We start from the raw sequence: 12,755 nt of genomic DNA, 5'->3' as shown, positions 1-12,755 counted from the left end.
GGAAGAAAAAAAGACGCATGATTCTAAAAGTCATCTGACTTGTTGAATCGTGCGTCTTTTTTATTTATCTATCCTTTGTTCTTAGGCTTCGATTTCTGTTACGATACCTGAACCTACTGTACGACCACCTTCACGAATGGAGAAAGTCGTCCCGTTTTCAATAGCAACAGGATGAATCAATTCTACATCGATCGTTACGTTGTCGCCAGGCATGACCATTTCCGTTCCTTCTGGCAAAACAATTGTTCCTGTTACGTCAGTTGTGCGGAAATAAAATTGTGGTCGATAATTATTGAAGAATGGTGTATGACGTCCGCCTTCTTCTTTAGTCAAAACATAAACTTCTGCTTTGAATTTAGTATGAGGTGTAATTGAACCAGGTTTGGCAATCACTTGGCCACGTTCGATGTCTTCTCTTTGAATCCCACGTAATAACACACCTACGTTATCCCCTGCTTCACCGTAATCAAGCGTTTTGCGGAACATTTCAACTCCTGTTACTACGGCTTTTTGCGTTTCTGGTTTGATCCCTACGATTTCGATTTCATCACCGACTCGAACAGCCCCACGGTCAATCCGACCAGATGCTACTGTTCCACGTCCAGTAATTGAAAATACATCTTCGACGGGTAACAATAATGGTTTGTCCGTATCACGTTCTGGTGTTGGGATGTATTCATCGACTGTGTCCATCAATTCCATGATAGCTGCTTCTGCATCAGGATCACCTTGTAATGCTTTTAATGCTGATCCTTTGATTACAGGTGTATCATCACCTGGAAATCCATATTCGCTTAATAGTTCACGAACTTCCATTTCTACTAGATCAATTAATTCTTCATCATCGACTAAATCTGTTTTGTTCAAGAAAACAATCAAATATTTCACGCCTACTTGGCGAGAAAGTAAAATGTGTTCACGAGTTTGAGGCATTGGTCCATCCGTAGCAGAAACAACCAAGATTGCTCCGTCCATTTGAGCTGCCCCCGTGATCATGTTTTTCACGTAATCCGCATGCCCTGGTGCATCGATATGTGCATAGTGGCGTTTGTCTGTTTCGTATTCCACATGAGCAGTATTGATCGTGATTCCACGTTCACGTTCTTCTGGCGCTGCGTCGATACTAGCATAGTCTTGAGGATTTGCTAAGCCTTTTTTACCTAGTACTGTAGTGATCGCAGCAGTTAAAGTAGTTTTCCCATGGTCGACGTGTCCAATGGTTCCAATATTTACGTGTGGTTTACTTCTATCATAATGTTCTTTTGCCATAATTAACAAACCTCCTAATTAATTTAGAGCTTTAAAGTTTTGCTCTCATCTGTTGTCCATTATAGACTTCTTTGGAAAAATCCAAAAAGAATCTGTCCGCCTTACTTTTTGTAAGTATCGAACAATTTGTATTATACGTCAAACTTGGTCAAAGTCAACCAAGAACACTTATGCTGATTAATGACTAATTTTTCATCAGCCAACCATGCGTAATTGTTGTGACTATCTCCTTGTTTTCACTACAATGGGCTCTTTCGTAACTATCAATATTCGCGATAAAAACAAATCATTTCTTGTGTCGCTACCGACTGAAATTGGCATTTTTCATAAAATCGGCGGGTTTGTTGTTCATTTTCTGTCAATAAAACTTTTTGTCTGACTTTTGGATAAGCTTGTACCATTTTTTCGATTAATTGTGTCCCAATCCCCATGTTTTGATAATCTGGATGAACAAGCAAATCTTGAATGTAAAGAATTGTTTCGCCATCCCCGACACTACGGATCAATCCGATCAATTGTTGTTCGTCCCATACCGTTATCACTTTGAGAGATTGTTGGATTCCCAGAGCTAATTGTTGGATGTCCTTCGTATAGGCTGACCATCCTACAGCTGTATAGAGCGCGAACAATGCATCAAGGTCAATTTTTTTCTCTTCGCTGAATTCCATGTGCTTTCTATCCTTTGCTATATTTTTGTATGATGTAATCCGTCTCAATCTGTCGTTAACTCAATCAGATTTCCTTCAGGATCTTGGATAACTGCTTCATAATAACCGTCGCCCGTAGTTCTTGGTCCACTGATCAGTGGAAAGCCATCTTTTACAAATGTTTCAGCAAATGAATCCACCTCTGTTTTTGTTTCCACTGAAATTGCTAAATGAGCATAACCAAAAGTATCGACTGCACGATCTGATAAAAAAGGCTTTGTAATCAATTCAATCTTACTTCCTGAGGTAAAATTCAGGAAGTAAGATTGAAACCGGGTTTTAGGATTCGTGTATTTCTCTGAACTTTCTGCAGCAAAATAGTTCTCATAAAACGCTCTCATTTTTTCTAAATCATTAACCCAAATAGCAATATGTTCAACTTTCATTTTGTAACACTCCTTTATATTTTCGTTATCTCTTCCTATCCTTTATACCATTTTCTCTTTATTTGATAAAGAATGATGTGATTATTTTGGCTTTTGCTCTTAGTGATCAGTTCACAAAAGAAATGGTGTTATCTGGTAAAAAGAAAGCTGTCATTCTGAAACATCTAAAGATATGCACTACTTATATAGTTTACACCTGCAAAAAAACCAAGGAAAACTTTATACTGACCGAAAAAAGTTAACTTTTTAATCCAACTTTTAACGTTCACTATAGTTTCTCTTGGCTCTTTTCTTGTCTGCTACATTTTATTGTATTCTCTGAATAAGCATTCTTTTAATAATTATAAACGATTTAATACTTCGTCTACATTTTTGATCATGACTGAGATTGTTCCATCTGGGTTATTAACAAATTCGATCAAATCTGGATTTCGGTAGACGTCTACAGGGACGATCAATTCGATTCCATTGGATAACTTGAATTTTTGTTTACCAAATTTTTTCTCAGAAATTTCTTGGACTTCTCTGACTGGCAAAGCTTCAGCAACAAATCCCTGTTCTTGGACTTCTTCTTGAAAAGCTAATTTCGCTGTGATATTTTCTTTGAAGACTTTTTCCGCAATCATTTCATGGTCTAGTCTGCCCTTTTCCTCGATCGTATCATAAACAGCCTCTTTTAAATCAGCCACTAGATCAAATTCTTCAGTTTCAAATTTTTTCCCTAAACTTTTAGCTACTTTTTGGATCACTTTGACATTCTCTTCTAATGAAGGCGCAGGAACACTTTCGATGACTCTCCCCGAAAAATAGAGTTCTTTTTTTCCAGAAAACTCATATTTTTTTTCAATCAATTCATAGGTTAAATCAGTTAACGCCACCGCAAACGCTTCATCTGCCTTTTGGGATTTTGCCCCCAATATCGCTCGATTCAAAATCAATTGATTGGCGATTCCTGTTTCGTCTGCCTCTACAAAATGTGTATAGGATTCTCGGTAATTGACTTTTAACAAAGCCACATACATCACCGTATCTACTTCATACAAAACAACAAAGACATCAGCGCTTGGTGCTTCTTCGCTTTCTTGATAGATCTCGAACCAGCGTTGAACGATCCCTTCACTTGCTGCTACAAAGTTTTCTTGACAGTCCTGGACTTGTTTCGCCATCATACTTTCAGGTGACAGCTGTCCTGTTTTAGTTTGTGCAGAAGAAATTTTTTGGATTTTCTTTTGTAAAAAATCTCGAATAAACTCTTTAGTCAGATCCAATTCTTGTTGAGAAAATACGGGTGATCCCGTTTCACGATCAATAATATGCATAATTGCTTTTTTTAAATAAATATCCATGTTCTCATTCCCTTCTGGTTTAGTTTACGGAAAATCAATACAAAATACCAGAACGAAAATCATTATTTTCCTTTTTTTGAAAAAAATAATTGTCTCCTAAACAAAATGGATTCCTTTTTTGAGAAAATGCGCTACACTTAAAAGTGAACTAAAAATTAAGGAGTTGAGAATATGGATTCATTAACAAATACGTATCGTTTATCAAATGGTTATGAAATTCCGATTGTTGGTTTTGGTACTTGGCAAACACCGGATGGCGATGTCGCAGTTTCTTCAGTCAAAGAAGCGCTAGCTGCTGGTTATCGCCACATTGATACAGCACAAGGTTACAAAAATGAGGAAAGCGTCGGTCAAGCGATCAAAGAAAGTGGGATTCCCAGAGAAGAGATTTTTCTAACAACAAAACTTTGGAATGCCAATCACAGTTATGACTTAGTGATGTCTTCGTTTGAAGAATCACTACAAAAATTACAAACAGATTATATTGATCTTTTCTTGATCCACTGGCCTAATCCTGTGGCTTTCCGTGACAATTGGGAAGAAGCAAACGCCCAAACTTGGCGAGCTTTTGAAGAGCTGTATGAAGCTGGAAAAATCAAAGCCATTGGCGTCAGCAACTTCTTGCCCCACCATCTAGATGCGTTACAAAAAACAGCCAAGATCATGCCAATGGTCAACCAAATTTTCTTAGCTCCTGGTGAATTACAACCAGCAGTCGTTGACTATGCCAAAAAACACGAAATGATCCTGGAAGCTTACAGCCCGCTTGGCACAGGGAAAATTTTCGATGTACCAGAGATGCAGAAAATTGCCAAAGCCCATCAAAAGAGTATTGCTCAGGTTGCTTTACGCTGGTCTTTACAACATGGTTTCTTGCCTCTGCCAAAATCCGTAACTCCTAGTCGGATCAAAGAAAATACTGAACTTTTTGATTTTGAACTGTCAGAAGAAGAAATGCAACAAATCGATCAATTAGATGGCGTAGTTGGTAAAGCAAAAGATCCAGATACTACCCAATTTTAATTTAAGGATGTTTGATAACAATGACTCCGATTGAACGTTTAGAAAGGCTCTCAGAAGAAATCACTCGTACTTTTCATCCTGATTTTATCTTTTTGATCGGACCAGACAAGATCCAACACTTCCCAGCACGTAACTGGTCCCATGATCAAAAAATTCAAGAGCTAACCAACCGTTTCGATCATTCGCTAATGGTTACGACTTGGCAAGGACATGAAGTGATCTATTCACCTGAACTGTCTGTCTTTGCTTTGATTCCTTGTTCCAAAACAACGTAGCTGACTTCAATGATCGTGATAAGCCGATACACACTGAGTTTTTCTTGCCGGTGTCGTATCGGCTTATCTTTTGATATACACCTAAAAAGAGGAAACATTTCTGATAAAAACAAATATTTTCCTAAAAAAATGCGTATAAATACATACATATCTAAGTTTTTTTCGTATAATCCTTTTCATTTCATCTTTTTTTTCTTATAATCGAAAGGGTATGAGCGAAGGAGAGAACATATGAAGAAAAAACAAAAACAAAAATTACTCAATCAATTCCGTCCTTCTTTAGATGGAATCAGAAGTCAATTATTTCATTCTTTAGAGGATGAAAGTCTACGTCGTTACGGCTTACCTTTACAAGTCATGCTTGATCCGAAAGACCGCCACATCTTAACGATTGGACTTGCAGGAAAAACAAATGAAGATACTCGCATCAATGTACCGATTGATGATAATTTCACAACTGTCTTAAAACGAATCCGTTCAGGAGAAAAAGACATTTTTGAACGCTTCCGTGACAACTTATTGATTGAAATCGTTTCTTATTGGAATGATCAACGTCTTAAAAATGATGAACCAACTGCTCAAGAGGTTTCTACACCTGTTGCAGAAACAAAAGTTGCTGACTCAAAACCTGTGGAATCACCTAAAACAGCTGAAGTATCAAAAGCGGAAACAACTGAAAAACAACGCTCAACTGAAACTGCCGCTTTGAATTTCGCTGATTTTTCAAGCGCAGTAGCGGAATATCCAAAATTTTATGTAGAAAAAGAAGCTGATGCAGCAGTCATCTATGAGAAAACCTCAGATGAACCACGTAAATTAGCTGAAATTTCAATGACAGCAGAAAACCAATTTACAATTGAAAAAGCGTTAGAACGCAAATACAAAGTGAAACTGACATTGATCCCATTGATCGAACAGTTTGCTGCAACAGCTATTTCAGAAAGATAACCAGTTTCACAAATCTATCCACCGCATCAAAAAACGGCTTTTTGTCAAATGATGCCGGTAATGAGAAATCATAAAATGTTAAATGAGCAGAAAGGCAATTGCCCTCTGCTCATTTTTTTATAGTAAAATATTTTTTCTATTACTTTTAATCACCAAAAGTTGTCAATAATCTTCACCAATCTTAAAAAAGATAGAACCAAAAAACCAAGCGGTCTCTTCCCCTTAGTTTATTGGTTATGTTTATCCAGCTTACCCATGTGCATGATAAAAGACATTCAGTTCATAAGCGACACCAGAAATAATTACTGCTAGTAAAAGGACTAAAAGACCTAAAACTACTTTTTGCTTTTTAGAAAAAAGCGTTTTTTTCTTCTCTAATTGCCTTGTTTTCAATATTGAATCTGTGGAGATAAAAGAGAAACAAACAACATAAGACAATAAAACTACTACTGCACTTAACGAAAATCCAGCTAAAATATCACTTGGATAATGGACTCTTAGATATAATCGAGTTGCTGCAATCAGCAATGGATAGCTGATAAGATACCAAGCAACTCTTCTGGTATCCTGACGACTCCAAATAATACTTAACGATAAGATAATTGTTAGGAAAAGCGCAAAGGATAATAAAGAATGTCCACTAGGAAACGAGTAACTCGTACGTATTTCCAATTGTGAAACGGCAGGTCTGATTCGTGCAATGAGCTTTTTTAGAATATACCCAAAAAAACTAACCGCAAAGATATTACAGATATTCCAAATCGCTAACAAATGGTAATTCTTTTTCCAAATATAAAAAGCAAAAAGAAAGGCGAAACATAAGGTCGGACCAATCGTTGCTAACTTAGCAAACAAACGAACAATCGCTGTTAGTTGTGGAAAATTAGGTAAATCGATTTTTGTATAAACCGCTAAATCTAGTGTTTCGAACCATGGAGGATTGATTTTTACGCATAAAATCAATCCAATCAAAAGACATAATGGAACGATTGATAATTTCAGTGCTTTTTGTTGATAATCACTCATAAAACTTTCACTTACTTTCTAACTTCATCTGACTAAACAAATGACTTATTCTACTTTTTTAAAACCTAAAATCATACCTAATCCGCCTCCCATGATCAACAAGGAGGTTCCTCCTTGACTTAGAAAAGGCAAAGGAATTCCTGTTAAAGGCAGTAAACCAATCGAAGCGCCGATATTTTCTACGATTTGAAATAATAGTCCAAATACGAGTACTACCGCTAGATATAGATTTCCTTTATTGTTTGTCTGTATCGCAGTGTAAATAACTTGGTAGAAAAGATAGAAATATAGAAAAACGACGGTCACGCTACCTAAAAAACCAAACGTTTCGGCAATTACAGTAAATACCATATCTGATTCACGTACTGGTACATAGATTGGTGGTATTTCAGCTGGTCGTCCACTAAATCCACCTGCACTAACAGACAATAAGCTTTGTGATTGTTGGTATCCGATCGATTGACTGTAAGCAAAAGGATCGATCCAAGCTCTCACCCGGTCTAATTGATACGTCTTAAAGTTCAGACTATAAAGGATCTCATTACCGTATTTCGTAAAAACTAGACAAATCAATATGACCCCAATAATAAATAAAAAACTAGCACATACGGCCAAGATCTTCCAATGGACCCCTGCAATCATGAACAGAGCCCCCAAACAAATAATAAATACCAAACTTGTCCCAAAATCTTTTTGCATATACATCAACAAGAAAGTTGGTAAACTGATCAACAGAACTTGAAAGACATAGATCAGATCCGTTTTCACGGTACGTTCACTGACTTTCTTTTCATATAGCAAGGTGAAATAAACGAGAACTAATGCAAAAGTCAATTTAACCAATTCAGAAGGTTGAAAAGTAAAACTACCAATCCTCAGCCAACGTTTCGTATCGGTTAATTGGTACATCACCGGATCATAAAATTTGTAGAGCAAACTCATAATTGCTAATGAAATAGCATAAAAATAAGGAGACAATCGTAACAATAACGCTGTCTTGATTTTTTGTGTCAGTAACAAAAGTCCTAATGAAGCAATGCAAAAGATTACTTGTTTTAAAACAATAGTTTTATAAGGCACTTGGTCGTAGACTGCTGCTCCATATTGCACACCGATACTTAATAAATAAAAGAGAAAAATCGGCAAAAATAACGCATAATTAAACTCAAATGATTTTGATTTCACACACAACACCTCTTAAACGAAAGTTTTCGTAACCAGAATTTCTCTAATCTTCTTATCAAAACATCCGTTATCAACTAGTATCCATTTTGCCATCCTTTCTATTAGGCAAAAGGAGTCACTTTCACATGAGGAAAAATAAAAGTAGCGTGATCAAAATGTGCTGTGATTTATTTTCAAGTAAGTGGTGTAAATATCCAACTCCAAAAAATAAGCCGAAAATTCACAAAAATCAGCAAAGATTTTTAGAAGTTTCGGCTTATTTGTTAAAGTTGCGTACATCAACAACTATCTCATCGTGTGAGTTTTGACACTAAACAACGTAAAGATTTCTCTTAGCTATCTTATGAAGAGCCTTAATTCGACAATTCCTGTTTTACACATTGGCGTCTTTCGACGTTTCTGCGCAATAGCCTATGTTTGTTTAGGAGCCTCGCCTAACAAGTATTAAATTTGAAAAAAGTATATCCTTTAACGAACAATTTCACAATAGCATCCCGTAGAAAGTTCGCAAAAATTTAGTCATATTTAACCTTTTCCTTAATTTTACCGGCAATTAGCAAAAAAAGAGTGCTTTTGACTAGGAATAATATGAATAAACATATAAATAAACAATAGTAGCTTTTTATCCATTCTGCTGTTATCCCAATCAGTCTCTCTTTTTTATAAATACTTATTTTTTACGTAATTGCATCAAAAATTTTCTAGCTACGTCCTGATTCATTCCTTCGGCTTTTCTTAGAAATTCAGCGACTTGTTCAATTTCAGTTCCTTGTGCCCCGACTGTGATCGCTAAGGCTCTAGCTTGAAGCGACATATGCCCCTTTTGGATACCGTCTGTCACTAATGCCCGCAAAGCAGCTAAATTTTGTGCTAAACCGACGGCAGCAATGATTTGAGCTAATTCTTTTGCTGATTCAATCTTCAACATGTCTAGTGCAATCTTTGCTTTTGGAAGAATCCTAGAAGCCCCTCCAACTGTTGCCACTGCCAAAGGTACCGTTAATTGTCCAACTAACTTATCTCCAATCATTTGCCAGTCTGACAGGCCTTGGTAAGCACCATCTTTCGCAGCATACGCATGAACGGCAGCTGCACAAGCTCTCGTATCGTTTCCAGTAGCAAGAATGACAGCTTCGATGCCATTCATGATCCCTTTATTATGTGTTGCTGCCCGATAAACATCTAATTTAGCATACTCGGAAGCTTGTTGAATTTTTTCAGCAATTCTCTTTCCTGCTTCAATCGTTTTTCCCAATCGCTCGAAGGGAATCTCACAACTAGCTGTTACTAATGATTCTGTTGCGAAATTGCTTAAAATACTAAATAAAATCTCTTCTTTAGGAAACCAGGAACGTATTTTCTGGGCAACACCTTCTAAGATAGCGTTGATGATATTAGCTCCCATCGCATCTTTTACATCAACCAAGAAATCGATCGATAAGTAATCCAAATTATTGCCCTTAAAGTTTCTTGTTGCGATTTCCTGCACTCCACCACCACGTCTCACGATCGAGGGATAACTTGCATTCGCACATGCTAGTAGTTCATCTTGTCTGGCGATGACAGCATCAGTTATGCCTCGATTATCCAGTTCCCCTGATAGTACAATCTGACCACGCATCAGGCGTTGTGGTGTAATTGCTGTAATGTCTCCACATATTTTTGCACCGTTACTGGCTGCAGCAATTACAGACGGTTCTTCTGTCGCCATCGGTACTTGCCTTTTGATTCCATTGATTTGAAAATTAGGTGCAATCCCTAGAGGAATCTCAACTTGACTGATTTGATTTTCAATCAAATGATTGGCTACTTCTTCAGAGAGTGTTCCTACTTTTAATTCATCAGCTTGTGATTGACTGATGATTCCTTCACTAACCAACTGACTCCGACGTTGCTCAGGCGTCAGTTGATAAAACTTTTTTTTTTGGTCACTTGATTGTTCCGTTTCTAGATTTGCTTCAAGTAACATGGCTAGTCCTAAGCCTCCACCAATACATAAAGAAGCCACACCATATTGTTGGTTCATTCTTTTCAAGCCATAACTTAATGTTGTCAAAATACGAGCACCACTTGCACCAATCGGATGACCGAGTGCAATGGCACCACCATCTACATTGACTTTTTCTTCAGCTAGTTTTAAGTTGCGATTGACCACGATCGATGAAGCCGCAAATGCTTCGTTGATCTCAAAACGATCGATTTGATCAATAGAAATTTCTGCTTTTTTCAATAATGTTTGGATTGCTGAGATAGGTGCAATTCCCATGATGCTCGGATCAATCCCAATTTCAGAAACAGCCTTGATCGTTGCAAGATAAGGAAGCCCATGTTTGATCGCATATTCTTTTGAAGCTAAAATCAATACCGATGCTCCATCATTTAACGGAGAAGCATTCCCTGCTGTCACAGTCCCATTTTCGGAAAAAACAGTTTTCAAAGTCCCTAATTTTTCCAGTGTACTATTCCCTCGGATGGCTTCGTCTTTATCCATGATTCTTTGATCAGGTAAAGTAACGGGAATAATTTCTGCTTCAAATACCCCGTTTTCACTAGCTTGAGCTGCTTTTTTTTGTGAGTTGAGCGCATATTGATCTTGTTCTGTTCTCGTAACGGAAAATTCGTTCGCTACTTTTTCAGCAGTTAAGCCCATATGTGCATTTGAGAACGCATCTGTCAGCCCATCATTGACCATACTTGAGATCGGCTCTTCATAAGTTGCATTTTCTGCTTCATATTGCTGAAGCAGTGGCGCACGTGACATGCTTTCAGTGCCTCCTGCGACTACTAGATCAGCTTCACCTAACTGAATCAATTGGCGAGCCAAAATAACCGCCTTCATTCCTGAGCCACATACTTCGTTGACTGTCATGGCAGGAACCTGAACAGGGATCCCACTATTGACAGAAATTTGTCTGGCAACATTCTGACCATTCCCCGCCTGTAATACATTTCCAAATATTACTTGATCGATGTTTTCTTTATGGATACCTGTTTTTTCTAACAGTTCTTTTGTAATGATTGTTCCTAATTCTACAGCAGAAAAACTGCTTAAACTGCCACGATACTTTCCAATTGGCGTTCTCGCAGCATCTATAATAACGACTTCCTTCAAGTCAGTCACCTCCTAGAAAAATATACCATTGTTTATGCTAAAAACAAATACCTCACTATAGCTTCAAAAAAATCTAGGAATAAATTTTACAAATCCTTAAATATTCGCTTTTTTATATTTCTTTTAATCTTTTTATGATACTTTAGTAAAGTAAGTTTTTTTATCATGAGTAAAGAGGTGTTGAAATGAAAGTAGGGATTGATCGTCTTTCCTTTTTTATTCCAAATTTATATTTAGATATGACAGAGTTAGCTGAACGTCGGGGAGATGATCCTGCTAAATACCATATCGGTATTGGCCAAGATCAAATGGCCATCAACCGAGTGTCAGAAGATATCGTGACTTTAGGAGCAAATGCAGCTACTAGGATCGTCACAAATGAAGATCGCGAGCTGATCGATATGGTTATCGTAGGAACGGAATCTGGCATCGATCATTCAAAGGCGAGTGCTGTAATTATCCATCATTTATTGAAAGTCCAACCTTTTGCTCGTTCGTTTGAAGTAAAAGAAGCTTGTTATGGTGGAACTGCTGCTCTCCACATGGCAAAAGAATATGTAAAAAATCATCCAGATCGAAAAGTTTTAGTGATCGCTAGTGACATCGCCCGTTATGGTCTAGCTAGTGGTGGAGAAGTGACACAAGGTGTGGGTGCTGTCGCTATGATGGTTACCAAAGATCCACAAATCATCACTATCGAAGACGATAGTACTTTCTTAACCGAAGATATTTATGATTTTTGGCGTCCTGATTATGCGCAATACCCAGTGGTTGATGGTCCTTTATCCAACTCCACTTATATCGAATCTTTTCAAAAAGTTTGGAATCGACATAAAGAGGTAACAGGATTTACTTTAGAAGACTATGATGCGCTAAGTTTTCACATTCCTTACACAAAAATGGGAAAAAAAGCCTTACAAAGTGTCTTGGATCAGACAGATGAAGAAACACAAAATCGCTTATTAACTCGCTATGAAGAAAGTATTCGTTATAGTCGGCGAATTGGTAACCTTTATACTGGTTCTCTTTATCTAGGATTGATTTCTCTTTTAGAGAACTCACAAGTGTTAAAATCAGGTGATCGAATTGGCTTATTCAGCTATGGTTCGGGTGCTGTCAGTGAATTTTTCACAGGTTACTTACAAGACGGCTATCAAGATTTCCTATTGACTGAACTACATCAAGAAATGTTAGAAGGTAGAGAAGCTGTCACAGTCGATCAATATGAAACAATCTTCAAGGAAAAATTACCTGAACATGGGGAAACAGCCGAATATTCTTCCGATGTACCATTTTCAATCTATAAAGTTGAAAATGATATTCGTTACTACAAGTAACCATATGAGACAACTGCCTGATTGATTTAATAGGTAATCAAAAATGTTTGCAAAAAAGCAACTTTTAACATATAGCTACAAAAAGCAGTAAAACAAAAAATAGCGGCTTGCAATTACTTTTGTCAACATTGTTGTGACAAT

At 37.2% G+C, this 12,755-nt stretch carries 11 protein-coding genes and 1 riboswitch; of the genes, 4 read left to right on the top strand and 7 right to left on the bottom strand.

What is annotated here, in order from left to right:
- Positions 1-81 precede the first annotated feature (81 nt).
- From tuf to IGJ23_RS04900, 4 genes are all read right to left on the bottom strand, one after another.
- Positions 82-1,269: an elongation factor Tu gene (gene tuf, locus IGJ23_RS04915; protein WP_010719593.1), complete on the bottom strand. Its 1,188-nt coding sequence runs from the start codon at positions 1,267-1,269 to the stop codon at positions 82-84.
- A 263-nt stretch (positions 1,270-1,532) separates the two neighbouring features.
- Positions 1,533-1,937 carry a GNAT family N-acetyltransferase gene (locus tag IGJ23_RS04910; RefSeq protein WP_053766457.1) on the bottom strand — a complete coding sequence of 135 codons (405 nt, stop codon included), beginning with the start codon at positions 1,935-1,937 and terminating at the stop codon, positions 1,533-1,535.
- Between the two features lie 44 nt (positions 1,938-1,981).
- Positions 1,982-2,362 carry a VOC family protein gene (locus tag IGJ23_RS04905; RefSeq protein WP_438774668.1) on the bottom strand — a complete coding sequence of 127 codons (381 nt, stop codon included), beginning with the start codon at positions 2,360-2,362 and terminating at the stop codon, positions 1,982-1,984.
- A gap of 341 nt (positions 2,363-2,703) precedes the next feature.
- Positions 2,704-3,708: a nucleoid-associated protein gene (locus tag IGJ23_RS04900; RefSeq protein WP_010719596.1), complete on the bottom strand. Its 1,005-nt coding sequence runs from the start codon at positions 3,706-3,708 to the stop codon at positions 2,704-2,706.
- 171 nt (positions 3,709-3,879) lie between these two features.
- On the opposite strand from IGJ23_RS04900, the gene IGJ23_RS04895 reads away from it, so the two are divergent.
- The 3 genes from IGJ23_RS04895 (at position 3,880) to IGJ23_RS04885 (ending at position 5,954) form a co-directional block, all read left to right on the top strand.
- Positions 3,880-4,731 carry an aldo/keto reductase gene (locus tag IGJ23_RS04895; protein WP_438774667.1) on the top strand — a complete coding sequence of 284 codons (852 nt, stop codon included), beginning with the start codon at positions 3,880-3,882 and terminating at the stop codon, positions 4,729-4,731.
- Between the two features lie 20 nt (positions 4,732-4,751).
- Positions 4,752-5,006, top strand: a complete 255-nt coding sequence (locus IGJ23_RS04890) for a hypothetical protein (protein ID WP_010719598.1) — start codon at positions 4,752-4,754, stop codon at positions 5,004-5,006.
- 231 nt (positions 5,007-5,237) lie between these two features.
- The gene (locus IGJ23_RS04885; protein WP_034867500.1) at positions 5,238-5,954 is read left to right on the top strand and encodes a hypothetical protein; all 717 of its coding nucleotides are present in this window, start codon (positions 5,238-5,240) and stop codon (positions 5,952-5,954) included.
- A gap of 249 nt (positions 5,955-6,203) precedes the next feature.
- Here the strand turns inward: IGJ23_RS04885 and IGJ23_RS04880 are convergent, their stop codons facing one another.
- From IGJ23_RS04880 to IGJ23_RS04870, 3 genes are all read right to left on the bottom strand, one after another.
- Entirely contained in the window at positions 6,204-6,980 is a 777-nt protein-coding gene (locus tag IGJ23_RS04880) for a phosphatase PAP2 family protein (RefSeq protein WP_034700241.1), read from the bottom strand.
- Positions 6,981-7,025: 45 nt separating this feature from the next.
- Positions 7,026-8,165, bottom strand: coding sequence for an FtsW/RodA/SpoVE family cell cycle protein (locus tag IGJ23_RS04875; RefSeq protein ID WP_010719601.1), 1,140 nt, complete (start codon positions 8,163-8,165; stop codon positions 7,026-7,028).
- Between the two features lie 281 nt (positions 8,166-8,446).
- Positions 8,447-8,614, bottom strand: a riboswitch (M-box (ykoK) riboswitch).
- A gap of 221 nt (positions 8,615-8,835) precedes the next feature.
- Entirely contained in the window at positions 8,836-11,277 is a 2,442-nt protein-coding gene (locus tag IGJ23_RS04870; protein WP_081248809.1) for a hydroxymethylglutaryl-CoA reductase, degradative, read from the bottom strand.
- 185 nt (positions 11,278-11,462) lie between these two features.
- Between IGJ23_RS04870 and IGJ23_RS04865 the strand changes: the two genes are divergently transcribed.
- Positions 11,463-12,614, top strand: coding sequence for a hydroxymethylglutaryl-CoA synthase (locus tag IGJ23_RS04865; RefSeq protein WP_438774666.1), 1,152 nt, complete (start codon positions 11,463-11,465; stop codon positions 12,612-12,614).
- Positions 12,615-12,755 lie beyond the last annotated feature (141 nt).

The sequence above is a fragment of the Enterococcus sp. DIV1682a genome (assembly GCF_051711005.1).
Lineage (GTDB): Bacteria > Bacillota > Bacilli > Lactobacillales > Enterococcaceae > Enterococcus_B > Enterococcus_B hirae.
This window is presented reverse-complemented; position numbering and strand designations above follow the sequence as displayed.

Coding starts and splice junctions, on each gene's coding strand:
- IGJ23_RS04895 (WP_438774667.1), top strand. CDS start 3,880: ATGGATTCATTAACAAATACGTATCGTTTATCAAATGGTTATGAAATT.
- IGJ23_RS04900 (WP_010719596.1), bottom strand. CDS start 3,708: ATGGATATTTATTTAAAAAAAGCAATTATGCATATTATTGATCGTGAA.
- IGJ23_RS04865 (WP_438774666.1), top strand. CDS start 11,463: ATGAAAGTAGGGATTGATCGTCTTTCCTTTTTTATTCCAAATTTATAT.
- IGJ23_RS04910 (WP_053766457.1), bottom strand. CDS start 1,937: ATGGAATTCAGCGAAGAGAAAAAAATTGACCTTGATGCATTGTTCGCG.
- IGJ23_RS04905 (WP_438774668.1), bottom strand. CDS start 2,362: ATGAAAGTTGAACATATTGCTATTTGGGTTAATGATTTAGAAAAAATG.
- tuf (WP_010719593.1), bottom strand. CDS start 1,269: ATGGCAAAAGAACATTATGATAGAAGTAAACCACACGTAAATATTGGA.
- IGJ23_RS04885 (WP_034867500.1), top strand. CDS start 5,238: ATGAAGAAAAAACAAAAACAAAAATTACTCAATCAATTCCGTCCTTCT.
- IGJ23_RS04890 (WP_010719598.1), top strand. CDS start 4,752: ATGACTCCGATTGAACGTTTAGAAAGGCTCTCAGAAGAAATCACTCGT.
- IGJ23_RS04880 (WP_034700241.1), bottom strand. CDS start 6,980: ATGAGTGATTATCAACAAAAAGCACTGAAATTATCAATCGTTCCATTA.